At 74.0% G+C, this 24,849-nt stretch carries 24 protein-coding genes and 1 pseudogene; 10 read left to right on the plus strand and 15 right to left on the minus strand.

Going from position 1 to position 24,849, the window contains the following annotated elements:
• Positions 1–463: tectonin domain-containing protein (locus tag ACZ63H_RS19665; protein WP_469866641.1), on the plus strand; the 463-nt coding region annotated here is incomplete at its 5' end.
• Between the two features lie 74 nt (positions 464–537).
• Here ACZ63H_RS19665 and gap read toward each other — a convergent pair.
• The gene (gene gap / locus ACZ63H_RS19670; RefSeq protein WP_469866643.1) at positions 538–1,536 is read right to left on the minus strand and encodes a type I glyceraldehyde-3-phosphate dehydrogenase; all 999 of its coding nucleotides are present in this window, start codon (positions 1,534–1,536) and stop codon (positions 538–540) included.
• A gap of 346 nt (positions 1,537–1,882) precedes the next feature.
• Here gap and ACZ63H_RS19675 point away from each other — a divergent pair, with 346 nt between their 5' ends.
• The gene (locus tag ACZ63H_RS19675) at positions 1,883–2,023 is read left to right on the plus strand and encodes a hypothetical protein (protein ID WP_469866645.1); all 141 of its coding nucleotides are present in this window, start codon (positions 1,883–1,885) and stop codon (positions 2,021–2,023) included.
• Position 2,024: 1 nt separating this feature from the next.
• On the opposite strand, the gene ACZ63H_RS19680 is transcribed toward ACZ63H_RS19675, so the two are convergent.
• Complete coding sequence (locus ACZ63H_RS19680; RefSeq protein WP_469866647.1) at positions 2,025–2,222, minus strand: hypothetical protein; 198 nt, start codon at positions 2,220–2,222, stop codon at positions 2,025–2,027.
• A gap of 108 nt (positions 2,223–2,330) precedes the next feature.
• Positions 2,331–3,443: a hypothetical protein gene (locus ACZ63H_RS19685; protein ID WP_469866649.1), complete on the minus strand. Its 1,113-nt coding sequence runs from the start codon at positions 3,441–3,443 to the stop codon at positions 2,331–2,333.
• Positions 3,444–3,715: 272 nt separating this feature from the next.
• On the opposite strand from ACZ63H_RS19685, the gene ACZ63H_RS19690 reads away from it, so the two are divergent.
• Together ACZ63H_RS19690 and ACZ63H_RS19695 are read left to right on the plus strand one after the other, a co-directional pair.
• Positions 3,716–4,915, plus strand: coding sequence for an acyl-CoA dehydrogenase family protein (locus ACZ63H_RS19690; RefSeq protein ID WP_469866651.1), 1,200 nt, complete (start codon positions 3,716–3,718; stop codon positions 4,913–4,915).
• A 109-nt stretch (positions 4,916–5,024) separates the two neighbouring features.
• Entirely contained in the window at positions 5,025–6,221 is a 1,197-nt protein-coding gene (locus ACZ63H_RS19695) for a CaiB/BaiF CoA transferase family protein (RefSeq protein WP_469866653.1), read from the plus strand.
• Between the two features lie 14 nt (positions 6,222–6,235).
• Here ACZ63H_RS19695 and ACZ63H_RS19700 read toward each other — a convergent pair whose 3' ends face one another.
• From ACZ63H_RS19700 to ACZ63H_RS19730, 7 genes are all read right to left on the minus strand, one after another.
• A complete protein-coding gene (locus ACZ63H_RS19700) occupies positions 6,236–7,234 on the minus strand; it encodes a LysR family transcriptional regulator (RefSeq protein ID WP_469866655.1) in 999 nt (332 codons plus the stop codon).
• Positions 7,224–8,132, minus strand: coding sequence for a LysR family transcriptional regulator (locus tag ACZ63H_RS19705; protein ID WP_469866657.1), 909 nt, complete (start codon positions 8,130–8,132; stop codon positions 7,224–7,226). The genes ACZ63H_RS19700 and ACZ63H_RS19705 overlap by 11 nt, the downstream gene beginning before the upstream one ends.
• Positions 8,133–8,175: 43 nt before the next feature.
• Complete coding sequence (locus tag ACZ63H_RS19710) at positions 8,176–9,132, minus strand: GlxA family transcriptional regulator (RefSeq protein WP_469866659.1); 957 nt, start codon at positions 9,130–9,132, stop codon at positions 8,176–8,178.
• A 31-nt stretch (positions 9,133–9,163) separates the two neighbouring features.
• Entirely contained in the window at positions 9,164–10,126 is a 963-nt protein-coding gene (locus ACZ63H_RS19715; protein ID WP_469866661.1) for a CPBP family intramembrane glutamic endopeptidase, read from the minus strand.
• Between the two features lie 87 nt (positions 10,127–10,213).
• Positions 10,214–11,302 carry a 4Fe-4S binding protein gene (locus ACZ63H_RS19720; protein ID WP_469866663.1) on the minus strand — a complete coding sequence of 363 codons (1,089 nt, stop codon included), beginning with the start codon at positions 11,300–11,302 and terminating at the stop codon, positions 10,214–10,216.
• Between the two features lie 90 nt (positions 11,303–11,392).
• Entirely contained in the window at positions 11,393–12,760 is a 1,368-nt protein-coding gene (locus tag ACZ63H_RS19725; RefSeq protein ID WP_469866665.1) for a hypothetical protein, read from the minus strand.
• Positions 12,761–12,821: 61 nt separating this feature from the next.
• Positions 12,822–14,411, minus strand: a complete 1,590-nt coding sequence (locus ACZ63H_RS19730; RefSeq protein WP_469866667.1) for an MFS transporter — start codon at positions 14,409–14,411, stop codon at positions 12,822–12,824.
• Between the two features lie 777 nt (positions 14,412–15,188).
• Here ACZ63H_RS19730 and ACZ63H_RS19735 point away from each other — a divergent pair.
• Positions 15,189–15,617 carry a DoxX family protein gene (locus ACZ63H_RS19735; RefSeq protein WP_469866793.1) on the plus strand — a complete coding sequence of 143 codons (429 nt, stop codon included), beginning with the start codon at positions 15,189–15,191 and terminating at the stop codon, positions 15,615–15,617.
• 25 nt (positions 15,618–15,642) lie between these two features.
• On the opposite strand, the pseudogene ACZ63H_RS19740 reads toward ACZ63H_RS19735, so the two are convergent.
• Together ACZ63H_RS19740 and ACZ63H_RS19745 are read right to left on the minus strand one after the other, a co-directional pair.
• Positions 15,643–16,069, minus strand: a pseudogene (locus ACZ63H_RS19740) (glutaredoxin domain-containing protein).
• A 125-nt stretch (positions 16,070–16,194) separates the two neighbouring features.
• A complete protein-coding gene (locus ACZ63H_RS19745) occupies positions 16,195–16,581 on the minus strand; it encodes a winged helix-turn-helix transcriptional regulator (RefSeq protein WP_469866669.1) in 387 nt (128 codons plus the stop codon).
• A gap of 102 nt (positions 16,582–16,683) precedes the next feature.
• Here ACZ63H_RS19745 and ACZ63H_RS19750 point away from each other — a divergent pair, with 102 nt between their 5' ends.
• The 3 genes from ACZ63H_RS19750 to ACZ63H_RS19760 all read left to right on the plus strand — a co-directional run bounded on the left by ACZ63H_RS19750 (position 16,684) and on the right by ACZ63H_RS19760 (position 18,316).
• Entirely contained in the window at positions 16,684–17,325 is a 642-nt protein-coding gene (locus ACZ63H_RS19750; protein WP_469866671.1) for an NAD(P)-dependent oxidoreductase, read from the plus strand.
• Positions 17,326–17,441: 116 nt separating this feature from the next.
• Entirely contained in the window at positions 17,442–17,834 is a 393-nt protein-coding gene (locus tag ACZ63H_RS19755) for an SgcJ/EcaC family oxidoreductase (RefSeq protein ID WP_469866673.1), read from the plus strand.
• A gap of 56 nt (positions 17,835–17,890) precedes the next feature.
• On the plus strand, positions 17,891–18,316 hold the full coding sequence (locus tag ACZ63H_RS19760; RefSeq protein WP_469866675.1) for a VOC family protein: 426 nt from the start codon (positions 17,891–17,893) through the stop codon (positions 18,314–18,316).
• Between the two features lie 68 nt (positions 18,317–18,384).
• On the opposite strand, the gene ACZ63H_RS19765 is transcribed toward ACZ63H_RS19760, so the two are convergent.
• Positions 18,385–19,890 (minus strand): MFS transporter, encoded by a 1,506-nt coding sequence (locus tag ACZ63H_RS19765; RefSeq protein WP_469866677.1) that lies wholly within the window; start codon positions 19,888–19,890, stop codon positions 18,385–18,387.
• Between the two features lie 121 nt (positions 19,891–20,011).
• On the opposite strand from ACZ63H_RS19765, the gene ACZ63H_RS19770 reads away from it, so the two are divergent.
• Positions 20,012–20,641, plus strand: a complete 630-nt coding sequence (locus tag ACZ63H_RS19770; RefSeq protein ID WP_469866679.1) for a TetR/AcrR family transcriptional regulator — start codon at positions 20,012–20,014, stop codon at positions 20,639–20,641.
• 13 nt (positions 20,642–20,654) lie between these two features.
• On the opposite strand, the gene ACZ63H_RS19775 is transcribed toward ACZ63H_RS19770, so the two are convergent.
• Positions 20,655–21,227, minus strand: coding sequence for a hypothetical protein (locus ACZ63H_RS19775; RefSeq protein WP_469866681.1), 573 nt, complete (start codon positions 21,225–21,227; stop codon positions 20,655–20,657).
• A 471-nt stretch (positions 21,228–21,698) separates the two neighbouring features.
• Between ACZ63H_RS19775 and ACZ63H_RS19780 the strand changes: the two genes are divergently transcribed.
• Positions 21,699–23,075 carry a phosphatase PAP2 family protein gene (locus ACZ63H_RS19780; RefSeq protein WP_469866683.1) on the plus strand — a complete coding sequence of 459 codons (1,377 nt, stop codon included), beginning with the start codon at positions 21,699–21,701 and terminating at the stop codon, positions 23,073–23,075.
• A gap of 276 nt (positions 23,076–23,351) precedes the next feature.
• Here the strand turns inward: ACZ63H_RS19780 and ACZ63H_RS19785 are convergent, their stop codons facing one another.
• Positions 23,352–24,848 carry an alpha/beta hydrolase gene (locus tag ACZ63H_RS19785; RefSeq protein ID WP_469866685.1) on the minus strand — a complete coding sequence of 499 codons (1,497 nt, stop codon included), beginning with the start codon at positions 24,846–24,848 and terminating at the stop codon, positions 23,352–23,354.
• Position 24,849 lies beyond the last annotated feature (1 nt).

A 24,849-nucleotide genomic window follows, 5' to 3' on the forward strand; every position in this document is an offset into this window, starting at 1 on the left:
CGACTGGAAGCAGATCTCCGGTGCGTTGGTGCGGATCGCGGTGGGGTCGCGTACGAACGTGTGGGGTGTGAACTCGGCGGGGAACATCTACCGCTACACCAACAACGACGCGAGTCCGTGGGTGCAGATCCCTGGTGGGCTGTCGGACATCGGGGCGGGTGCGGACGGCACGGTGTGGGGGGTGAACTCCGCCGGGAACATCTACCGGTACACGGGTGACCAGGACTCCGGCCACTGGAAGCAGATCAGCGGCGGACTGACGGCGATCGCCTCGGGCTCCCGCACCACGGTGTGGGGTGTGAACTCCGGTGGGAACGTCTACCACTACACCAACAACGACGCGAGTCCCTGGGTGCAGATCCCCGGGGGCCTCGCCGACATCGGCGCGGGCGCCGACGGGACCGTGTGGGGGGTCAACTCCGCCGGGAACATCTACCGTTACACCGGTGACCTGCCCGGCTGACCGGACACGGCGGCGCCCCGGACATCAGCCGTCGAGTCCGGGGCGCCGCGGCCGTACGGCCCCTCGTGGCGGGGTCAGCCCGCGGCGAGCAGGTCGAGCGTGTCCAGCACGCGGTTCGAGAAGCCCCACTCGTTGTCGTACCAGGCGACCACCTTGACGTGGCGGCCGTCGACGCGGGTGAGGGCCGAGTCGAAGACGGACGAGGCCGGGTTGCCGGTGATGTCGGACGACACGAGCGGGTCCTCCGAGTATTCGAGGACACCGGCGAGCGGTCCCTCGGCGGCGGCACGGTAGGCCGCCAGCACCTCGTCCCGCGACACCTCCCGGCTGACGGTGGTGTTGAGTTCCACGATCGAGCCCACCGGAACCGGCACGCGGATCGAGTCACCCGAGAGCTTGCCGTCCAGGTTCGGCAGCACCAGGCCGATCGCCTTGGCGGCGCCCGTCGTGGTCGGCACGATGTTCACGGCGGCGGCACGGGCACGGCGGGCGTCGCGGTGCGGGCCGTCCTGGAGGTTCTGCTCCTGGGTGTAGGCGTGCACCGTCGTCATGAAACCGTGCTCGATACCGGCGAGTTCGTCCAGTACGGAGGCCAGCGGCGCCAGCGCGTTCGTGGTGCACGAGGCGTTCGACACGATCGTGTGCAGGGCCGCGTCGTACACCCCGGTGTTGACCCCGTACGCGAGCGTGACGTCGGCGCCGTCCGACGGAGCGCTGACGAGCACCTTCTTCGCGCCCGCGTCCAGGTGTGCGCGGGCCGCCTTCGCCGAGGTGAAACGGCCGGTCGACTCCAGCACGATGTCGACTTCGAGTTCGGCCCACGGCAGCCGCGCCGGTTCCCGCTCGGCCAGCACCTTGATGCGCCGGCCGTCGACGACGAGCGTGTCCCCGTCGGCGCTCACCGGGCGGCCCAGCCGGCCGGCCGTCGTGTCGTAGGCGAGCAGCCGCGCCAGGGTGGCGGGCTCCGTGAGGTCGTTGACGGCCACGACCTCCAGGGCGCTGTCGCGTTCGAGCAGCGCGCGCAGCACGTTGCGTCCGATGCGGCCGAATCCGTTGATGGCTATGCGGGTCATGAGTGCGCTCTCCTTCCGTTCACCCCCATCGTGGTCCGCCCGGACCACCCATGACCACGGCGCGAACGCCATGGTTCGCAAGGATCGCGCCAGGCCGTCGAGAGGCACCCAGGGCGGGCACACTTGCTCAGATCTCGCTCAATTGCCGCCAATTGCGGCCGCAGGTGTGGTGTCGTTCACCTGGGCGCCGGACGATCACGTACGGCGCGGATCACGTCGTACCGCGCCCTGACCGGGGCGCGAGAGCACATGGGGGACGGCTGTGGCGAAGGCGGTGCGCGCCTTGCTGGGCGACACGTGGATCACCTGTCAGATCTGCCGAGGCGATGTCTTCCGGGAACGCGGCGTGAAACTCAACAGCACCGGCATGGAGTTCGCGAGACTGGCCTGGGCCGACGAGACGGCGACGGGGCTGATCTGCTGGACCTGCGGGTACGTGCACCTCTTCACCAACCGGAACATCGAGTTGCACCGGGTCGAGAGGTGACTCATCGGCGGTCCGCTCCCGCGTCCGTGCCGCCTTCGCCGTCGTCCCGTCCCCCCTCCGGTGCTCGGGTGAGCCGGGTCGCCAGGCGGTAGTCGACCAGGGCGTCGCGGTAGTCCTCGCCTGCGACGACCTTCTCGGGCAGGTTCGTGCGTTCGCTCCGGGACGTCGACGTCCGCTTCCCGAGGCCGGGAAAGCGCACGGCCGTTCGCGGCTCCTCCTCGAAGCGGAGGCGATCGGCGTGGACGGTCGCCCGGAACGCGATGTCCCACGCCGGCTGTCCGGCTTCCGGCCCCGGTCCGCGGGCCGTTCAGGGCGGCTGGTCCCGCTCCCCGGCGGTGCGGCGGCGAGCGGGCCGAGGTGCCGGCTTCCCCTCCGCGTCGCGGACTCGACGCGCGCGGGTCGCGCGGCGGCTCCGGACGGCCGGGTCGTCGCCGCGTTCGTCGTCGGGCCGCCGCGGCCGGGTCCGCCCGGGCGCCGCGGCCCGACGAACGGCACCACCCGCCCGGTCCGGTACGTCGGCGACGTCCGGAGCGGCGGTGACAGCCGGTGCGTCGGCGACCTCGGGCACGTCGCCGACAGCCGGTACGTCACCGACAGCGGGTACGTCCCGGACGACTCCGCCCACCCCGGCCGCGGCCCCCTCCACGGTGCCCCCCGCCACGCGGCCCACGTCCTCCACGGTGCTCGCGGCCCCGCGGCCCACGCCTTCCACAGCCGCACCGGCGCCCCGTCCCACACCCTCCACCGCCCGCCCGGCCCCGCGGCCCACCCGCTCGACCCCCCGGCCGGCGCCCGCGCCCACGTCCCGCACGGCGGCACCGGCTCCGCTGCCGAGGTCGCCGACGGCCCTGCTCGCGCCCGTACCCAGCTCGCCGACGGCGCGCCGCGCCCCGACCCCGACGTCCTGCACGGCGGCCCCCACGCCACGGGTCAGGTCCTCCAGGATCTGCGGATTGCGGTCGAGCGTGGTGAGCACCCGGTTGATGATCAGCGCCACGTTGTCGAGCCGTACCTCCAGCCGGGCCCGCGCCTCCACCCCCGAGATGCCGAGGTGCACCCGGCCCAGTGCGACATCGGCGCCCACGTTCAGCTTCAGCAGGTCCAGCACCTCGGCCTGGAGCGAGACATGCGCCCGCAGGTCCTCGACGTCCAGGTCGATTTCGTCGACCTTGAGCAGCGGGACGTCGAGGAACACGTCGGGCTCCGCGTCGGTCGCACTCCTTCGGCGGACGGGCTCCCCGTCGGGGCCGGCCACAGCGTCGTCGATCTCCCCGTCCGGGCCGGCCGTGTCGTCGTAGACCTCGTCGTCGGAGCCGGCCGTCTGCTCGTAGAGCTCTTCCTCGGGAGTGCCCTCGTCCTCCTCGTGCAGCCCGGGCTGCTCCTCGATCGGCCCCTCGCCGTCCTCGGCGCTGTCGCGCATCACCGAGCCTCCGCTGGTTCGCCGGACATTTCGTCCCATTCTGCTGCGATATGTCCGCAGGCGCGCGGTGCACGGTCCCATAGGACGTCCCTGGCACCGCGGTCATCATTTCGTCTTTGACCTATGCAACCCCCGGGCGTGCACTGGAAGGGAAGTCCCCGAGCGGTGGCACACCGCCCCGGTCCGATATCGCCGGTGAGGACTCATGTGCCCGGTATCCGGGGAACCCGGGACCGGCGCCCCGCATGCTTCTCCGACACGGAAGGGCGATCATGACCGCGCAGCACAAGAAGATGGACCCGTTCGCCGTCGAGGGCGACTTCTTCCGGATCAAGGACCTGCTCGACCCCGGGGAACGGCAGACACTGGAGCGCATCCGCTCCTTCCTCGCCGACAAGGTGGAACCGTCCGCGGGCGAGCTGTGGGCCCGCGCCGAGTCCCCCCTGCACCTGGTGGACGCGGTCCGCGACCTGGGCATCACCGGCATCCCCGGCGACGCCCCCGGCATCACCGCCCGCAGCCCCCTGCTGAGCGGCCTCATCAGCATGGAGATGGCGCGTGTCGACCCCTCCTTCGCCACCTTCTACGGCGTGCACAGCGGGCTGGGCATGGGCTCCATCCGCGAGTGCGGCTCCGAGGAGCAGCGGCAGCGGTGGCTGCCGCAGATGGTCGAGTGGCGCAAGATCGGCGCGTTCGGCCTGACCGAGCCGCTGGTGGGTTCGGGCACGGCCCGCGGACTGCTGACCACGGCCCGCCGGGACGGCGACGACTGGGTGCTCAACGGAGAGAAGAGGTGGATCGGCAACGGCACCTTCGCCGACCTGGTGGTGATCTGGGCGCGCGACGAGGCGGACGGTCAGGTCAAGGGCTTCGTGGTGGAGAAGGGCACCCCCGGTTTCAGCGCCCGCAAGCTGGAGGGCAAGATCGCCCTGCGCGGCGTGCAGAACGCCCACATCGTCCTGGACGACGTCCGTGTCCCGGAGGAGAACCGCCTCCAGCGGGCCGACTCCTTCCGCGACACCGCGCGCGTACTGAAGGTCACCCGCGGCGGTGTCGCCTGGCAGGCCGTCGGCTGCTCGATCGGCGCCTTCGAGGCGGCCCGCGCCTACGCGGTGGAGCGCGAGCAGTTCGGCAAGCCGATCGCCGCCTTCCAGCTGATCCAGGACCTGCTGTCCCGCATGCTCGGCAACATCACCGCCTCCCAGGCGATGGCGGTCAGGATGGCCCAACTGCACGCCGAGGACGCGCTGAGCGAGGCCCAGGCGGCCCTGGCCAAGATGTTCTGCACCACCCGGATGCGCGAGACCGTCGCCTGGGCCCGCGAGGTCTTCGGCGGCAACGGCATCCTGCTGGAGTACAAGGCGGCCCGGTTCTTCGCCGACGCCGAGGCCCTCTACTCCTACGAGGGCACCCGCGACATGAACTCCCTGATCGTCGGCCGGGCGGCCACCGGCATCAGCGCCTTCGTCTGAGCCCCCGGCCCCCGCGCCGCCCCGCGCCCGGGGACCGCTCCGCACCCCGTACCGCACACCTCCGCATTCCGCACAGGGATGAGACATCTCGCAAGGGGATGAGACGTTCATGAGCCACTCCACCCCGGCGTCCGGCACCCGGCCCCTCGACGGCCTGCGCGTCATCGACCTGGCCGGCGTCATCATGGGGCCGTACGCCTGCCAGATCCTCGGCGACCTCGGCGCCGACGTCATCAAGATCGAATCGCCCGTCGGCGACGTGATGCGCCATGTGCACCGGCGGGACGCCGACACCATCGGCGCGCTGGCGCTCAACCTCAACCGCAACAAGCGCAGCGTCCGCCTGGACCTGAAGACCCCCGAGGGCAAGCAGGCCGCGCTCGCGCTCATCGGCACGGCCGACGCGCTGGTCACCAACATGCGCCCGCGGGCCCTGCGCAAGCTGGGCCTCACCTACGGGGACCTCGCCGAGGGCAACCCGCGCCTGGTCTACTGCAACGCCCAGGGCTTCCGCTCCGACTCGCCGGCCGCCGACTACGCCGCCTACGACGAGGTCGTCCAGGCGGCCTCCGGCATGGTCGACCTGATGCGGCGGGTCACCGGCCGGCCCTACTACGTCCCCACGACCATGGCCGACAAGGTCTGCGGCATGACCATCGCCTACGCCGTGCTCGCCGCCCTGCTGGGCCGGGAACGCACCGGCAAGGGGCAGCACGTCGAGGTGCCCATGGCGGACACGATGTTCGCCTTCACCCTCGTCGAGCACATCGGCGGCCAGGCGTACGAGCCCCCGGCCGGCCCCGTGGGCTTCCCGCGCTCCCTGGAACCGGGGCACGCGGCGTTCCCGACCAAGGACGGCTACGCCTGCGTCCTGCCCTACAACTACCGTGACGCCGAGGCCTTCTTCGCGTTCGTCGGGCACCCCGAGGCACTGGAGGGCTTCACCCCCGAGAACTTCCAGTCGAAGATCGGGGAGCTGTACGAGCTGCTCGCCCACTACACCGACGGGCACACCACCGAGGAGTGGGAGGCGTTCTGCTCCGCGCACTCCATCCCGTTCGCCCCGGTCATGAACCTCGACCACGCCGGGGAGCACCCCTACTGGGCCGCCGGGCACATGCTCGACGTGCAGCGGCATCCGCACGTCGGCGCCTACCGCGTGATCGGCGACCCCGTCCGCTACTCCGGCTCGCCCTCCGGGGTACGGCGCCCCTGCCCGGAACTCGGCGAGGACACCGCGTCCGTCCTGGCCGAGATCGGCTACACCCCCGAGCAGGTGGCCGCGGTGACCGACGCGGAGCGGTGACGGACGGGACGCACTCACGTCCCCGGCACTCCGCGGTTCGGCACTCCGCGGTCCGGCCCGTCGGCGGGCCGCGCGGCGCACGTCTCCCGCAGGATGTCCAGGAACGCCTGGCAGGCCGGGGAGAGGGGCTCGCGGCGGCGGGCCACGCCGAACGGGGCGCGCACGGCCGGGCCGAGGGGGCGGACGACCCCGCCCTGTTCCGCGATGCGCTCGGCGTACCAGCGGTCCACCAGAGCCGCGCCCGCGCCGGTCAGCACCAGCGGGATCACCGAACCCAGATGCGGGGTCACCACACCGGCCCGGGCCCCCTCCGCCACCGGCTCCCGGCCCCCCTCGCCGGGTCCGGCGCCGCTCAAGGCCCGGCGGATCGCGTGCCGGGCGGAGCCGCCGTGCAACACCGCCACCAGCGGCATCGCGGCCACCTCGGCGGGCGACACCGGTCCCGGGGCGACGGCGGTGCCCGGAGCCATGGCCAGCCAGACGTCGTGGTGGCCCAGTTCCTCCGTCACCAGGGCGGGCGCCGGGGGCAACGGCAGGGAGACCACCGCCAGTTCATGGCGCCCGTCGGTGAGCGCGTACACCAGCTCGTCGTCGCCGGGCGCGGCCTCGACCAGGACGCCCACCCCCGGGTGGGCCCGGCGGAACGCGCCCACCGCCCGGGCCAGCGGGTCGGCCGTCACCGAGGCGTGCGCCACCAGTTCCAGCCGTCCGGCGCGCAGCGACGCCACGTCCGCGACCGCCCGGCCCGCCGCCCGGCGGGCCGCCAGCAGCCGCCGCGCCGGTTCCACCAGGGCCCGGCCCGCCGGGGTGGGCACGACTCCGCGCGGGGTCCGCTCGAACAGCTCGGTGCCCGCCTGCCGTTCGATCGCGCGCACGGTCTGCGACAGGGACGGCTGGGCCACGCGCAGCCGCCGCGCCGCCGCGGTGATGCCACCGCTGTCCACCACCGCCAGGAAGTACTCGGCCTGCCGCAGCCCGGTGAACGGCGACCCCCGCCGCGGTTCACCTGGCAAAGGACCCACCGCCCTCGAGTTCCTGCCGCTCCGGCGCCGCCACCAGGCCGGCCAGCGCCCGGGCGGCCGGGGACAGCCGGCCCGGCACGTACGCCAGCCCGTACGGCTGGCGCAGCGGCGGATCGAGCCGGCGGACCCGCGCCCCCTGCCCGGCGGCCCAGCGCGCCACCCGCCCGGCGAGGAAGGACATGCCCGCACCGGCCAGTACCAGGGGAATCACCATCTCCCGGTGCGCCACCTCCACGGTGATCCGCGGACGCACCCCGTGGGCCGCCAGGTGATCGCCCACCAGCTCCCGCTGCCGGCTGTGCCCGGTGACGCCCACCGTCTCCCGGCCGGCCAGCAACCGGACCGGCAACGGGTCGGGCAGCGGCGGCTCGCCGGGCGGGAAGACGGCCATGATCTCGTGCTCCGCCCAGGCGCGCACCACGATGCCGTCCGCGTCCAGGGGCAGACAGGTCACCCCCACCTCCGCCCGGCCGTCGGCCAGCATCTCGCGCACCTCCGCGTCGCGGTCGGTGACCCGGACCCGCACCCGCACCTCGGGATGCAGCCCGCGGAACCGCCCGAGCAGGAGGGCACACGGATCGACCGCCAGCACCGGCGTGGTGACCAGGTCCAGCTCCCCGGCCGGCCTGCCGTCCGGCCGGCCGATCACGTCGCCCGTCCGGCGCAGCTCCCGCAGCAGCAGCCGCGCATGGGGCACGAACGCCCGCCCGGCGGGCGTGAGGACGGCCCCCCGCCGCACCCGGCGCACCAGGGCCGCGCCCAGCTCCTTCTCCAGCGCCCCCAGAGCCTGCGACAGCGACGGCTGACGCACCCCGCACGCCACCGCCGCGTGACCGAGGCTCCCGTGCTCGGCGACCGCGAGGAAGTACTCCAGCTGCTGACCGTTCACGCTCCGCACCGTACCCGCGCGGCCACCCGGCCCGTCCGCCCGGCTACTCCTGCCGGAAGAACGTGCGCCGGTATTCGCTCGGGGTGGTGCCGAGGATGTGCTGGAAGTGGTTCCGGAGGTTGGTGCCGGTGCCGAGGCCGACGTCGGCGGCGATCTGCTCGATGCTCCGTTCCGTGCGCTCCAGCAGCTCGCGGGCCAGGTCGATGCGGGCGCGCATCACCCACTGCATCGGCGTGTACCCCGTGTCCTCGACGAAGCGCCGGGAGAACGTGCGCGGCGAGACCGCCGCGTGCCGGGCCAGCGCCTTGAGGGTGAGGGGTTCGCCGAGCCGGTGCAGCGCCCACTCGCGGGTGGCGGCGAACCGCTCGCCGAGCGGCTCGGGCAGGCTGCGCGGCACGTACTGCGCCTGGCCGCCGCTGCGGTAGGGGGCCGCGACCAGGCGCCTGGCCGCGTGGTTCGACGCGGCCACCCCGAGGTCCCCCCGCAGGATGTGCAGGCACAGGTCGATGCCCGAGGCGGCGCCGGCCGACGTCAGCACGCTGCCCTCGTCGACGAAGAGCACGTTCTCGTCGACCCGGACCAGCGGATGCCTCGCCCTGAGCGCCCGCGTGTAGTGCCAGTGGGTCGTGGCCCGCCTGCCGTCGAGCAGGCCCGTGGCGGCGAGCGCGAAGGCGCCCGTCGAGATGGCGGCGAGCCGCGCGCCCCGGGCGTGGGCGGCGAGCAGCGCGTCGACCACGGCGGCGGGCGGGTCCTCGCGGTCCGGGAACCGGTAGCCGGGGATGAAGACGATGTCGGCCCACCGAAGCGCGTCGAGGCCGTCGGCGACGTGGTACGACAGCCCGTCGCCGCCGGTCACCAGCCCGGGCGCCGCGCCGCACACGCGCACCTCGTACGGCATGCTCGCCCGGGTCGTGAACACCTGGGCGGGGATGCCGACGTCGAGCGGCTTGGCCCCCTCCAGCACGAGGACGGTGACGCGGCGCAGACGGGAGGACGGCACGGGTACAGGGTACGAGTCCCGCGCACCCGGCTCAGCGGCGCACGGTGGTCCGCGCGGGGGCGGGACCCCGGTCGCCGGCGGGGAGCGGGCCGACGCGGGCGCGGGCGCGGAAGGTCGGCCGGAGCCGGCCGGTCAGCGCCAGGAAGGCGACGAACGCGCCGGTGACGACCCAGCCGGGCCAGCCGGCCATGCCCATGTGCAGCGGATCGAGTGCCGCGTTGGGATCGGCGAACTCCCTGACCATGCCGACACTCGCCGAACTCACGAACGCGTGGCCGATGACGGCGGGCACGACCGACCCGGACCGCAGCCGCAGCCAGGTGAACACCGGCAGGACGAGCAGGCAGCTCACCAGCATGGCGGGCACCGACACGTACCAGGGGTGTCCCGGGTACTGGCCGCCCATCAGCAGCGTGGGCAGATGCCACAGGGCGAAGGCCGTACCCGTGAGGGCGTACGCCCGCAGCAGGCTCCGGCGGTCACCTCTTCCCGCGAGGCGCGGGAAGAGGTACCCCTGCCAGACCAGCTCCTCGCCGAGGAACAGCGGGAGCCACACCAGCATGCCCGGCACGGCCCCGGCCGCCCAGGCACCGAGCCCGGCCCCGTGCACGCCGCCGAACGGGTAGCGGCCGGCCAGGCCACCGAGGGCGAGAGCGGCCGCGGTGAGGCCGGCGGGGACGGCGAAGGCCGTCAGACAGGCCCGCGCCGTACGGCCCCACGGCCTCGGCCACCGCAGGGCCAGGGCGTCCCGGACCCGGCCGTCGCGTTCGACCAGGCGGACGACGAGGACCGCGGCGAGGGCGGGGGCCGTCATCGCGGCCGCGATGCACACCTCCTCCAGCGCGCCGGTCTCCTCGCGTGCGTCGCCGCGACTGAACCCGCTGAGCAGGAGCGGTGACATGGCCGCCCACATGCCGAGGTAGGCGACACCGAGGAAGACGAACAGGCCGCGCCGCCGGCGGACAGGGGACACGGATCCCGGGGAGAGCGTCATGCCGGGGACGCTACGAGTCCGCCCGGTCGCGGGGGAATGCGGCTGGGACCCGTACCGGAGGTGGTCCCGGCACCACCCCGGTCCGGCTCAGGCGTCCTCCGGCGACAGCCGCCAGCCGCCCGTCACCTCCTTCGTGGGCTTGTGCGGGAAGCGCCGCTCCGCGTACCGCTGCGCCTCGGAGCCCGGGAGGACGTACAGCGTCTCGGCCTTGTCCTGGAGCGGGCGCAGTACCGTGTCCATGAACCCCTTGCGGTCGTCGAGGTAGGGGCCGAGGACGTCCTCCCCGGCGGGGCAGACGGCCACGCAGTACCCGGACTTGTAGTTCGGCTTGAACGCCAGGCTCTGCCACATCGACGCGTTCTCGGGATCGGTGACGCGGAAGCGGAAGTCGGCGGCGTCCGCGCTGTCGGCCACCGTCTGCGCCCAGTCGGTGAATCCGCTCATGAACTCCCGGTAGTTGTGCGTCACGCAGGCGAGGAAGTCGAAGTCGCCGTCCTTGGTGAGGGCGCCGACCGGGCAGGCGGCGACGCACAACTTGCAGTCGATGCACGGGTTGTGGTCCAGCGGCCGCCCGTACGCGCTCACCTCCGCGTCCACCAGTACGGTGGCCAGCAGCACGAAGGTGCCGAACCTCGGGTGGATGACGTTGCGGTGCAGCCCCATCACGCCGAGGCCCGCCGCCACGGCGACCGTCTTGTGCGCCACCACCCAGATCCGGCCGGGGAAGCGCTCCATCTCCTGCGGGAAGCCGGCCGACGGGTTCAGCGCGCGGTGACCGGCGTCCTGCAGGGCCCGGGTGACCGCCCGGGCGGCGTGGTTGATCTGCTCGTCGGCCTGGTGGAACTCCTGGTTCGCCACGCTGCGGGCCGGCGAGCGGTAGTTGTCGCGGTTCATCCGGACCACGAGCGAGACGAGGGAGCGCGTGCCCGGCAGGGCGGTCAGCGCGTGCTCGCGTTCCCCGGCGAGATCGGGATGGTCGAGGCTCACCGCCGCCGCGTCGTCGGCCCCGGCGGCGAGACACAGCTCGCGCAGCCACTCCGCGTCGATCACCGGCGGCGGCCCGTCCGCCGCTCCGGCGTCCCGGCGCGCGAGGACGGCCCGGACGGACGGATGGCCGGCGAGCTTGGCGGGCAGCCTCGGCCGCCCCGTTTCCTCCGTGACCCGTGGTTCGCGCATCCCGGCACCCTCCCTGTGAGTTGGATTTTCAAACTCACTATGCCGGGAGGCGGCCCGATGGGCAAGATCGCGGTGGTCGGCGGGCCGGTGTCACCCGGCCGGGAGCAGCAGCACCGTGTTGGAGACCGCTCCCGCCGCCGTGTTCACCGGCGCCCCGGCGGGCGAGTCGGGACTCGCATGGCGGACGTAGGCGCCCGCGGGGCGGCCGTTCAGCAGGAACGGCGAGAGGACGAACGGCACCCGGGCCGTCCCGCACGCGCCGCCGAGGCTGCGGAACCGCATCCGGACGGTGTCGGGCACGAGCCGGCGCTGCAGCACGAGCGTCTCCTCGCGCGACCGCCGTTCCAGCAGGTCGAGCCACTCCCGCTCGGTGACCTCGGCCCCGGAGACGAACCCCGTGCCCCCGTGGCCGCACGAGGGTTTGACGACGAGGCCGGTCCGCTCCCGCGCGGCGCGGGCCAGGAGGCACCGGCGTCGTGCGGCGGACTGCCGGGGCCCCAGCCACGCCGTCCACGGCACGTGCCCCTCGATCAGCGCCCGGTCCTCGGGCGCGTACCGGTTGAGGTCCTCGTGCATCCAGGCCAGCACCCGCTTGGCCCCGAGCAGGCACGACGCCTCCGGGACGAACAGCCGCACGCCGCCGGCGAGGACCGCCTCGCGCAGCACGCCGAGCGCCGCCGGGTCCGTCACCACGGACCCGAGGAACTGGTTGAACACCACATCGACGCGGTCCTCGCCCACCCACAGCCCGCCGGCGCCGCCGCGCGCCTCGGACAGGTCCGCGACCGTCACCGCCAGTCCCGCCTCCCGGGCGGCCCGCGCGGCCGGCCACAGGTAGCGGCGCAGCGCGCGGACGTCGTCCAGCTTCGCCGCGATCCCCGAGGCCGCCCGCCAGGTCGGCACCAGCACCCGGGCGCGTCCGCCGGCCGGCCCCGGCGCGGCCCCGGCCAGGGCCGCCGCCCGGGCGCGCAGGGTCGACGGCGGTGCCACCAGCGTGCCGTCCGGCCAGTTGCGGGCGAACGCCGCGCTGCGCCGGTCCAGCCCGGGGACGCCGTAGATGTTGGGGCCGGCGTTCAGCTCGACGAACCACGGCCTGCCCCCGGCCAGCAGCGCGTCGGGACGGGCCAGGCGCAGCAGCGCGGGGTCGGACAGCCGCTCGGCGGGGTCCAGCAGCCGGAGCTCGCGGTGGTCGTCCAGCGCCCGGTACAGCTCGCCGGCGGTCGCGGCCCGGCGCCGGCAGGCGAGGAGCGCGCACCGGAGCACGCCCGCCGCCAGCTCGCCGAACCGGTGGTAGTCCGGCGCGGGGAAGACCAGCGGGCGCAGCGCCTCCCAGCGGCCCGGCAGCGCGTCGAGGACCCACCGGCCGCGGGCCCCGGCGCTGCGGCGCAGCAGCTCCGCGCGGGCCTCGCGGGGCAGCCGGTCCCACAGGTCGACCAGGGTCGCACTCGGGCCGCACACCACGCACGCCTCCCTCCGCCCTCCATCCTGCGCGCCCGCTCGGCTCCGCGCCCGCGCGGTGCTACGCGGTGGGCCGCACCAGCACGCTCGGCTCGTCCGCCGCGGCCGCCGTGGAGGTGCGGAGCATCAGGTACGTGCACACCGCCACCGCGGCGGTGCCCACGGCCCCCGCGTACAGCGCCGCGTGCAGACCGTCGAGGAACGCGGCGTGGAACCAGCGGCGCACCTCGCCGGCGCCGGGGCCCGCCAGCGCCGCCGCGGGGCCGCGGGCCAGGGCGCGGTCGGCCAGCGCGCCCGCCTGGTCCGCCGGCAGGACGGTCTCCGCCTGGCGCAGGAACGAGTCCCTCATCCGGGAGTTGAGCACGGCCCCGAGCGCCGCCACACCGGTCACCCCGCCGAGTTCGCGCAGGGTCTCGGCGATCGCCGTGGCCATGCCGGCCCGGGGCCCGCGCACCCGCTCCACGACGATGACGTTGACGGGGACGAAGGTCAGGCCCACACACACCCCGATGACCGGCAGGACCCAGCAGTACTCGGCGTAGCGGGCGTGCTCCCCGTACAGGGCGAGCCCCGCGAGGGCGGCCGGGCACAGCGTGACCCCGGCCAGCAGCGGCCGGAAGGCACCCCAGCGCGCGGACATCCGGCCCGCCAGCGGCCCCGTGACCACGATGAACGCGGACGCCAGCAGGAAGACGAGGCCGGCGCCGGCCGGCGACCAGCCGAGGACGTACTGCAGGTACAGCGACAGGAAGAAGATCGCACCGAACAGGGCCAGGCTCGTGGAGAAGCCGGCCAGCGCGGCCACCGCGCAGGGCCGGTCGCGGAAGAAGGACAGATCGAGCATCGGCTCGGCGGCACGCGTCTCCACGGCCGTCAGGGCGGGCAGCGCCAGCCCCGCCGCGGTGAACCCGGCCAGCACGGCGGGGTCGGTCCAGCCCTCGGAGGGGCCCTGGATGAGCGCGAAGATCAGCCCGCCGACACCGGTGACCGCCAGCGCCTGTCCGGGCAGGTCCCAGGAGCGGCCGCGGCACGCGGGCGCGTACGGCAGGAAGAGCGCGCCGAACACCAGCAGGCCCACGCCGATCGGCACGTTGATGAACAGGACGCTGTGCCAGCCGAACCGCTCCACGAGCGGACCGCCGATCACCGGCCCGAGGGCGAGGCCCAGCCCGGACGCGGCGCCGCGCAGCCCCAGCGCCCTGGCCCGGGTGGCGTCCTCGGGGAAGACCTGCCGCAGCAGGGCCGCGCTGGACGGCAGCAGGGCCGCGCCTCCCGTGCCCTGGACGACCCGGCCGGCCACCAGCGTCTCCCAGCTGTCCGCCGTCGCCCCGAGGGCCGATCCGAGGATGAACGCGGCCAGTCCCGCGAGGAACAGCCGGCGCCGCCCCAGCCGTTCGCCGACGATGCTGCCCGGCAGCAGCAAGGCCGCCAGGACCAGTGTGTACGAGGCCACGACCCACTCCAGGCCGCCGACCCCCACCATCAGGTCCCTGCCGATGTCCGGCAGCGCGTTGTTCATCGCGAGGTTGTCGAGCATGACCATGAAGACGGTCACGGACTCGACGACGAGCACGGCCCCGGGCCGGCAGCGCCGGGGTCCGGGGGGCAAGGGGGCGGCGGGCGCGGGCGGGCCGGTACGCGGCAGTGACATGACGTCGTCCAGACGGGCGGAGGGACGGGGCGGGGGAGCCGATGCGGGCCGGCGGACCCGGATCAGCGGACGCGCCCGGCGCCGGGCGGCGGAACCCACGCGGGCGAGGTGCGGCACGTCGTCCGGCGGGGCGTGGGGCACGCCTTGCCGGGATCGTCGAAACGGAGGCGGTCGAGCGCGTGGCCCGGGATGTCCCGGGCCTCGGCGACGAGTTCCGGACATCGCCCGGGCAATTCCGCGCCCGTATCGGGGCGGTGGGCTCCTCGCCCGGGGTGAAGAACTGCGGTCACCCGGCAAAAGGTACGCCTTACATGCCGGAACACGGGCTCAGGGCCGGGAAGATCACTGACAGAGGTGAGGTGCGTATGCCTTACGGATTGTCTTAGGAAATGTCGAATCGGTCGGTGGCGGCCGGGTGCCGCTTTCCCTTTCGATTTCTCCGGACCGGCGGAAAAGGCGACCGGCGATCCTTTCCGACCCGCCCCGGCCGTCGGCCGATGTGCGCGGTCGCCGGGGTTGCGGAAGCATCGGTAGGGGCGGCCCCCACCCCGCGGCCGAAGCGCGGGCCCCGCGCCGCCCCCGGTGAGCCGGTGCCCGACCAGACCGGCACCCGGACAACCCCTTACCGTGCGTCCGTACCGGAGCACTCAGATGACCAAGCGCGACACCGGCCAGTCGCCGGCTGCCACGGGAGGGGCCGCACGGCGGACCCCCGCTCCCGGGCCCACCGCCGGCGACTGGGGACTTCTCCTCCTCCGGCTGACCTTCGGGCTGCTGATGGCAGGCCACGGCGCCCAGAAGCTGTTCGGCCTGTTCGGCGGCCCGGGGCTGACGGCCACCGGCAGGCAATTCGCCGACCTCGGCTATCACCCGGGGAAGCCGTACGCCCTCGTCTGCGGCCTCTCCGAGTTCCTCGGCGGCCTCGGCCTGGCCGCCGGCCTGTTCACACCGCTCGCGGCCGCCGCGCTGGTCGGTGTCATGATCAACGCGATGGTCACGGTGACCGGCGCCCACGGCCTGTGGGACAGGGACGGCGGCGTCGAGTACAACGTGGCCATCGCCGTCGTCGCCCTGACCGTGGCCGCGACCGGCCCGGGCCGCCTGGCCCTCGACCGCTTCTTCCCCTGGCGCGCCGGCGGCTGGCCCGCGGTCGGCATCGCCCTGCTGCTGGGAGGCATCGGCACCGCGATCACCCTGATCCTGTGAGGGCACCGGGGCGGGGAAGCGCTGATCAGAGCCGGGCGCGCACCCACCGCGGGTCGGGGTTGACGTACGCGCGGCCCGCCACCACCACGGTCGGCACGGTCTCGTCCCCGCCGTTGACCGCCCGCACCGCCGCCTGCGCCGGCCGGATCGCGCCAGATGTCGACCCAGTGGAGCCGGCGGGCGTCGCGGCCCAGCCGGATCCGCAGCCGCAGGCAGTACGCGCAGCCCGACCGCCAGTAGACGATCGGCCGGCCGTCGGCCGCGCCGAGGTCCCGGGCCTCGGCCGCACCGACCGAGCGCGGGAACGCCAGCGGGGAGTGCGACCACGCGAGCAGCGTGAACACGAGCGACAGCACGACGGCCGGTCCGGCGGACCCGCCGATGGCGGCGACGGCCGCGACGACCGCGCCGCAGGCCAGGAACAGGAGGGGCAGGTACCAGGCGCGCGTCATGACCGGGCAGCCTACTGGTGCGGCGGGTTCGGCGGAGCGGCGGGCGGACGCTCCCGGCACGCGGGGGTCCCGGCCGGCATCGAGCCCGCTCCCAGGAGGAACCCTGCGCGCCGCCGTGAGCGGGGTCAGCCGGTGTGGTCGAGGCGGGCGGTGGCGTCGTACGACTCGCGGGCCTCGATCAGTTCCTCCCAGTGCTGCCCGGCCCAGGCGCAGGCGACCGCTATCGGTCCGAGCAGGCTGCGGCCCAGCGGCGTCAGGTCGTACTCCACGTGCGGAGTGCCGTTCGCGTACACGGTGCGCCGGACGAAGCCGTCCCGCTCCAGCGAACGCAGGGACCGGGTGAGGGCCTTGGGCGTGACCCGCCGGAGCGGCACGCGCAACTCCGAGAAGCGGCGCGGTCCGTGTTCGAGGCAGCGGATGACGAGCCCGGCCCACTTGTCACCGAACCGGATCGGAGTGAGCGACGACGGGCACAACTCGTCGAACATGTCGGCGGGCAGCGGTTCCCTCATGGTGCCACGATAGCCGGTATCCCCTTGGAAACCAGGGCCGTTGTTAGCGTCGGCGCACCGGCCGGGCGCAAGGGACCCGGCCCTGGTGAGAGGCGGTTCCGCATGGACATCGTGGTCTTCGGCGCGGGCGGCAGGGCCGGTCGGCAGGCTGTCGCGGAGGCGCGCAGGCGCGGTCACCGGGTCACCGCCGTGGTGCGCGACCCCGCGCGCCACGGCGACCTCGGCGACGCGCGGCTGGTGGCGGGCGACGTCACGGACGCGGCCGACGTCGCGCGGGCGGCGGCCGGGCACGATGCCGCCCTCAGCGCCGCCGTGGACCTGTCCGCGCCCCCGCACGACTTCTTCACCGGCTCCGCCCGCGCCCTGGCCGCCGGCCTGACCCGGGCGGGGGTGCGCCGGCTGGTCGTGGTCGGCATCGCCTCCGTCCTGCCCGGGGCGACCGGCGTCCCGTTGATGGACGAGCCCGGCTTCCCGGACGAGTACCGTCCGTTCTGCCTCGGCCACGCGGCGGGCCTCGACACGCTGCGGACCTGCGATCTGGACTGGGCCTACGTGGCGCCGGCGGGCGACTTCGATTACGACGGCACGCGCACCGGCCGGTACCGGTTCGCCGATCACGGCGACCCGGCGAGCCGGATCGGTCACGCGGACTTCGCGCTCGCCCTGCTCGACGAGATCGAGGCCCCCCGCCACCACCGGGCGACGGCCGGCGTCCGCCGCTTCGAGGAGACCGCGGGCCGCTGATGTCCCGGCGGCACGCTTCCCGCCCGACAGCGTGCCGCCGCCCGGGCCGGGGGACGAAGCCGGTCACGGCCTGCGGGGTTGACCTCAAGCCGACTTGAGGTCACAGGGTGGACCGCATGAACATCGAAACCGCGGACGCCGAGGCCGTCCGGCAGGTGGTGGCCGGCGTCGAGCGTGCCCAACGTGCCAAGGACGTCGAGGGTTTCCTCGCGCTGTTCCATCCGGAGGCATTCTGGACGACCGCCCACGGCAAGGTCCTCTTCGGCCTCGACGCCATCGCCGACTTCACCCGCGCCGTGCTGCCCCGTGCCGACTGGGACGGCGAGGTCACCTACGAGGTGGTCCACACCCGGTTCCTGCGCCCCGACGTGGCGGCTGTCAAGGTGCGCCAGGTCTACCACTCGGCAGCGGACGGCGGCTCGGAGGGCACCCCGCTGTACGTCATGACCAAGCAGGACGACGGGAGATGGCTGCTGCACGCGTGCCAGAACACCGGGGTGCGGGACTGAGGGGGAGGGCCGGCGAGGGGAGATGAGCGGCAAAGTCCCTTTGCTATGGTGCGCCGATGTCAACGATCAGGCAGTTCCAAGTCACCTTCGACTGCGCGGAACCGGAGCGCGTCGCTCGTTTCTGGTGCGAGGTGTTGGGGTATGTCGTATCGGCCCCGAAGGGGTTCGCCAGCTGGGAGGAGTACGACCGCTCCCGGCCGCCCGAGGATCAGGGTTCCTGGTGGGCGTGCACCGACCCCTCGGGTGTGGGCCCGCGACTCTTTTTCCAGCGCGTACCCGAAGAGAAGATCGTCAAGAACCGGGTGCACCTGTGCGTGCGCGTCGGCACCGGGCTCGTGGGTGAAGAGCGTCTGGCCGCGCTCGAGGCCGAGTGCGCGCGGCTGCTCCCGCTCGGCGCGACCCGCGTGCGACTCCTGTACGACGGCACTGACTCCTGCATCGTGATGCAGGACGTCGAGGGCAACGAGTTCTGCCTCGACTGAGCGCCCCGGCCGCGTGCGCGGGCCCTGCCGGCGGAAGGATCCCGGCGCGGGATCCTTCCGGGGCCCCCTCACCCGGCCTCCGTGCGCTGCCGGACGTCCTCGGCGGCGAGCGGCGCCGCCGTGGTGTTCCGGCGCGGTGGGGCCAGGGCGGCGCAGATGGCCACCGCGCCGATCGCGCACACGGCGGCGGTGCCGTACAGCGCGATGTGCAGGGCGTCGGTGAAGCCGTCGGCCAGCGCGCCCGAGGCGCTGCCGGACAGGTCCCCCGCGGCGACCTTCGCGGCCAGTTCCCGGGATCCGACGCGGGTGTCGATGAGGCTGACCAGGACCGCGCCGTACACGGCGATGACGATGGCTTCGCTGCCGATGCGCATGGTGTTGAGGAACCCCGTCGCCATACCGGCGCGTTCGGGCTCGACGAGGCTCATCGCCGTACCGTCGCCCACGCCGAACGAGATCCCCGCGCCCAGCCCCGTCGTCAGCAGTGGACCGGCGATCACCGCGGGGGAACTGCCGGGAGCGAGCACGGTGAGCCACGCGTTGCCGCCCGCGAACATCAGCAAGGAGACCGTGATCAGCGTGCGGGGTGACACACCCCGGTTGACCAGGGCGCCGGACAGCGGCGGGGCCAGCAGCACCGGTGCGGTCATCAGCAGCAGTACCGTTCCGGCGCGCTGGGGGGAGAAGCCGCTCGCCCCCACGAGATAGGTGGGCAGGTACGTCAGCAGCGTGACGAAGCCGAACGTCGACACCACCGGCACCATGCACAGCGCGAAGAACCGGCGGTTGCGCACCAGTGTCAGATCGAGGACGGGGGCCGTGGAACGCGACTGCAGGACGACGAAGAGCACCAGCAGACCCGCGCCGGCGACGAGCAGCGCCGGCACACCCGGGCTCGCCCACCCCCACTCCGGGCCCTGGACCGCGCCCAGCACGAGCAGGCCGAGGCCCGCGACGAACACCAGCGCGCCGGTCGCGTCCAGCCGGGGCCGCCGCGCGGCACGGGACTCGGCGACCAGGCCGACGCCGGTCAGCGCCACGGCCACCAGCGCCGCGTGCAGCCCGAACGTGGCACGCCAGCCGAGCGCGCCGACCAGCCAGCCCGACAGGGTCGGTCCCGCCGCCAGGCCGAGACCGGCGGCGCTGCCGAGAGCGGCGAAGGCCCGGGTGCGGGCGGCCCCGTCGAAGGCCGTGGCCAGGATCGCGCCACCGCTGGCGAACACGCCCGCCGCGCCGATGCCCGACAGGGCGCGGGCGAGGTCCAGCAGCACGATGCCGGGTGCGACCACCGCGGCGAGCGAACCGGCGGCGAACACCGCCGCGCCCGTGGCGAAGGCCCGCCGGCGCCCGAACAGATCGGCCGCGGACCCGGCGACCAGCATGAACGAGGCGAACGTCAGGTTGTAGGCGTTCATGACCCACTGCAAGGGCGCGCCCGCCGTACGCAGGTCCTCGCCGATGCCGGGCAGCGCGACGGCCGCTCCGGAGATGGACATGGGCACGGTGACGAAGGCGAGCAGGACCACTGCCAGCGTGATCGCCGGACGCGAGCGGCCCGGGGAAACGGTAGCCACGGTGAGGGCTCCTCCAGGAGACGGCCAAGGGCGGCCGGAGAACGGCCACTTGGGCGACAGTGCCACTGAGTGGCATTAGCTGTCAAAGGGCAACCGCGCCCGGGTGGTAGGGTCCGGGTTCGTGAGTGACGATCTGCGCGAACTGCCGCTGCGGGAACGGAAGAAGCTGCGCACGCGCCGAGCCCTGGCCGAGACCGCGCTCCGCCTGTTCACCGAACGCGGTTACGACACCACCACGCTCGACGACCTGTGCGACGCGGTGGAGGCGTCCAAGCGCACCTTCTTCCGGAACTACCGCTCCAAGGAGGACGTCGCGCTCGCCGCCGACAGCGAGTTGTGGTCGGCGTACCTGGACCGGGTGGCCGCCGCACGGCTGGACGGCCCGCTGCTCGGCGTTCTCCGGGTGGCCCTGGAAGCCACCCTCGAGGCCATGGAGCCGGACTGGGACCGCCGGTTCCTGGCCACCCGGGAGCTGTCGGAGTCCGTTCCCGTGCTGCGGTCGCACGGCCTGGGGTACTGCGAGGACACCACCACCGCCATCGTCGAGACGCTGGCCGGCCGCTCCGGCGCCGACGAGGACGCGTTGTGCCTCCGCCTCACCGTGGAGATCTTCGTCGCCGCCTGGCACACGGTGTGCCTGCACTGGACGGCCCAGGGCGGCCGGGGAGGCCGTGACGGCCTGACGCGCCTGGTCGCGCGGACCTTCGCCCTGATCCCCGACGCCCTCACCCGCACCGCCCGGGTGTCGTGACCCGCAGCGCTGTTCACACGGCTGATCGGCGCCCTGCCTCCGGGTGCGGTGTGGCGGCGGTGGCGGTCGCGGGTGCGGAGCGTTCGTCCACGAACGTGTGGCAGTGCGTGTACCGCTTGGCGCCGGTGTCGCCCGCCGCGGCGGCGTCGGTCCATTCCGTGACGACGACGGCGCGCTCGCCGTCGGGCGTCACGTGGAGGTGCGCCGCGAGCAGGCCCGGTGCCGGAGAGAGCGCGGTCTCCGCGTCGGCGGCCGGCATCGTGCTCACGGCGAACAGGCCGGCCGGTCGTTCCGCGTCGTGGACGGCACTGCGGACCAGGCGTGTCCGGGTCAGTCCGGGGCGCTCGATGCCGGGCACGCGCGTGTCGACGCGGTCGACGAGTCCGGCGCGCCGGGCGCGGGCCCAGGCGAGGTGATCCTCGTCACTGGTCCACTGTGCGTAGAAGAGGAGGCCGGTGCCGTCCAGGGACAGGAAGACGTGCTGCGCGAGCCGCCCGGGAGGCGCCGGCGCCGTCGCCCACTGCTCGCGCACGGCGTCGACGGCCGTACGCGACCGTTCGGCGGTGCCGGTGAGCCACTCGCTCATCAACGTCGTTCCGGCGGAAGGATGCCGCAGATCCAAGAGGCGTGTCATGGGATGCGACTCTGGTACCTCAAGCGCCCTTGAGGTCAATGCCCGTCCCCCGCCGTCACCGGCGGCCCGGGCCGCCCGCCGACGCTTCCCTCCGCGAAGCGTCGTACGCGTACGGCCGGGCGTGAGGTCCGTCCGCCGCCGACCCGGCACGTCGGCCCGGCTGCGACGCCGGGCTCCCCCCGGCGGGAAGCGCCGCGCGGGGCGGCGAGAATACCGTCGGGGCCGCGCGAGTGACCGAGTTCCGTATTGCCCGCGAGGGCGATCTTCGTGCTGCCTGTAAGAGGCGAACCCGTGCCGCACCACTCGGCTAGCATGATCGAACTCATGACGAGCGCACCCATCGCCCGTCATACACCGGAAAACCGCACTGTCCGGCGCGAAGAGTCATCTAAATAGACAACAACTAACAAATCGGCCAAACAATTGATACCTATACCAACAAGGGTGCTTACCCGAATAAAGGACGGAACCGGGGACGCGGCGGGGCGTCGGTCACGGGCGATCCTCTGGACCGCGGCGGCTGTGGCGACCCTCGGTTTCATGATCGTACTGGAGATCACCGCACGTCACTACGGTCTGCGGGGACCGCTCACCACCGAGGCCCGGGAGCTGGTGCTCCCGCCCAAATCAGGCTTCCTGCTGTACGCCAGCATGGGCCTGATGATGGTGGTGCTCACCTGGCGGCAGCGGCTCGTGGCCTTCGGCATCGCGCTCGGCATCGACGTCGTGTTCCTGCTGGTGCGGTGGGTGTTCGATCTCAGGATGACCGGGGGCCACCCCTTCGGCAACGGCGCGCTGTGGGTGCTCCTGGGCTGCGCGGTGTTCGCCGTCGTGCGCCGCACCGGGCAGGAGCGCGCCCTTCTGCTGAAGGGCGTCGGCCTCGGCCTGCTGCTCATGGCCGGCCGCAAGACCGGTGACACCTGGCTGGTCATCACGTCGAAGGCGCACCCGATGGTGCTCGACCAGTACGTGGCGACCGCCGACCACGCGCTGGGCAACCCGTCGTGGCTGGTGGGCCGGCTGGTGAACGCCAGCGGCCCGGTCGGCACGCACCTGCTCGACTACGTCTACGCGCAGCTCGCGGTGGCCGCCGTCGTCGTCGCGCTCTACCAGCTGCGCAACGTGGCCGCCGAGCGCCGCTTCCCACGCCACCATCTGGTGCGGACCTTCCTCGTGATCGGCCTCCTCGGACCGGGCATCTACATGATCTTCCCGGTGGTCGGGCCGATCTTCGCCTACGGCCCGGGCGCCTCCGGCACCGGCGGCCTGGAGTGGGCGGCGGCCAACCTGTGGCCGCACACGCCGACGCCGGTCACCACACCGCACCCGATGCTGTACGACGGGATCACCCCCCGCAACTGCATGCCCAGCCTGCACACGGCCTGGGCCACCGCCATTTTCATCCACTCCCGCAAGGGTCCGCGGGCCCTGCGGTACGGAGGCACGTTCTGGCTGGTCGCGACGCTCGCCGCGACCCTGGGCTTCGGTTACCACTACGGCGCCGACATCGTGGCCGGCGTGGTGTTCACGCTCACGATCGAGGCCGCGCTGCGCTCCCTGGCACGGGGCTGGGACCGGTCCGGGACCCAGCTGGTCGTCCACGGCACGGCGGTCTTCGTGGCGCTCCTGCTGGCGTACCGCTATCTGCCCATGGACATGGCGAGACTGCCGTGGCTGTTCGGGCCGCTCGTCATCCTGGCGATGCTCTCGGTGATCTACGGCTACCTGCGGACCACCACCCGGTGGGAACCGAAGATCGCGCCGGCGCCCCGGCCGGAGCCGCAGCCCGAACCGGTGTGAGTCATGGCACGGCACCCGGCGCCCGGATCCGGGGCCGGCACCGGGCCCGCGGTCACGGCGCCGCCGCCGGGCCACCGCCCCCGGCGGCCGCCGGCGCACTCCCCGAACGCCGCCGCGCCCCGCTCGCGCCGGCCGTCCCGTCCCCGGCGACGAGCAGGCCGGGCCCGCCGGAGACCGGTGGCAGCGGACCGGGCGAGCCCGTCGACGGGCCGTCCTCGGGGGTGCCCGCGTAATACGCCACCTCCGCCCGGACCCCTCCGCCGGGGCGTTCCGGTGTCAGATCCCCAGGTGGGCGAGCACCGTACGCGCGGCGCGGGTCACCGCCTCGCGGGTCTCGTCCGTCGGGCCGTGCAGCTCGAATCCGTGGGCTCCGTGCGGTACGTCGACGATCCCGACCGGGGCCTTGGCCTCCTCCGCCGTGTCCAGGAAGCGCTCGACCGTGGCGGCGATCTGCGGGATCTCCAGGCCCGCCCGGATGAGCAGGAGCGGGGGCAGCCGCCGTCCGTCGGCCGGGAGCGCCTCGACGGGGCGGAAGCGGGGGGAGACGGTGTCCCAGCCGGGCAGCGGGGCCAGGACGGGATAGGTCAGGGCCAGGCAGCGCAGCCACCGCGGCGGGGCGGTGAGCCAGTCCGCGGCGAGCAGCCCGGCCCCGGAGAAGAACCACAGGGCGATCCGCTCCGGATCCACGCGCGGATCCGCCCGCAGCAGTGCGACGGCCTCGGTCACGTCGTCCGCGGCCCGCGCGTAGTCGGCGAGGCCGTGCAGGCGGTGCTCCACGACGGCGCCCACCGCGCCCAGGCTCGCCGCGAGACGGGCGTAGCCGAGGTAGACCGGCCAGTCACGGGGCGTCGGGGTGACGTCGGGTGCCAGGGGGCCGCCGTGCACGAACAGCACCGCCGGCCGGGGCCCGTGCGCGTCCCCCGCTTCCGGCAGGTGCAGGTCCACGCGGCCGGTGCGGACCCGCGGCCGCTCCGGGACGTCCAGCGGGAAGGGGCGCAGGAACGACGACTCGTCCTCGCCCTCGCCCTCGGGCGGGGTCAGCCGGTGGCCCTCGTCCGCGGCGGCGCTCCGCAGTACCTCGGCCAGGTCGTCCGGGCAGGACAGCATCGGCCAGTGCCCGGTGGCCAGCTCGAAGAAGCCCACCCGCGGATCGGCCAGCTTGCGCAGTTGCGGCGGCCCGACGCGCACCAGCGCCTGGATCCCCTCGATGGTCACCCCTCCGGCCGTGCACAGGACGGCGCTGACCGGCACGTCGGCCGCCGCGCCGGTCAGCCGCAGCGGCTGGGTGAGCGTGCGCGGCGGCTGGGCGACGGCCAGCCCGCTCAGGAACTCCAACCGGTCCGCGTCAAGCCCCTCGGTGCTGCCCCAGCGATGCCAGTCGGCCGGCCCCGGCGGCGGCACCGGTCGCGGGTCGTCACCCTCCTCCAGGAGCCGGCGCACCTCCGGATCCGGGACGAGGGCCAGCGCCGGGTCACCGGGCTGCGGCAGACCGGCGTCCAGGTGGACGACGCGGGCGACCCGGTCCGGGCGCCGGTCGGCCGCGCCCAGCACCGGGTGGATGGCGTAGTCGTGCCCGACCAGCACCACCCGCGGCACGTCGAGGGAGTCGATCAGCCGGACCACGTCCTCGATGTGCGTCTCCAGGTCCGCCCCGGGCCGCGTACTGAGGTCCACCGGGTACGCCCCGGCGCCCGTCCGCCGCAGCCGGCCGGCCACCGCACTCCAGATCCGCCCGTTGGTGAACGGGCCCGAGACCAGGACAAACGCAGACATC

The organism is Streptomyces sp. NPDC104831 (assembly GCF_055583025.1).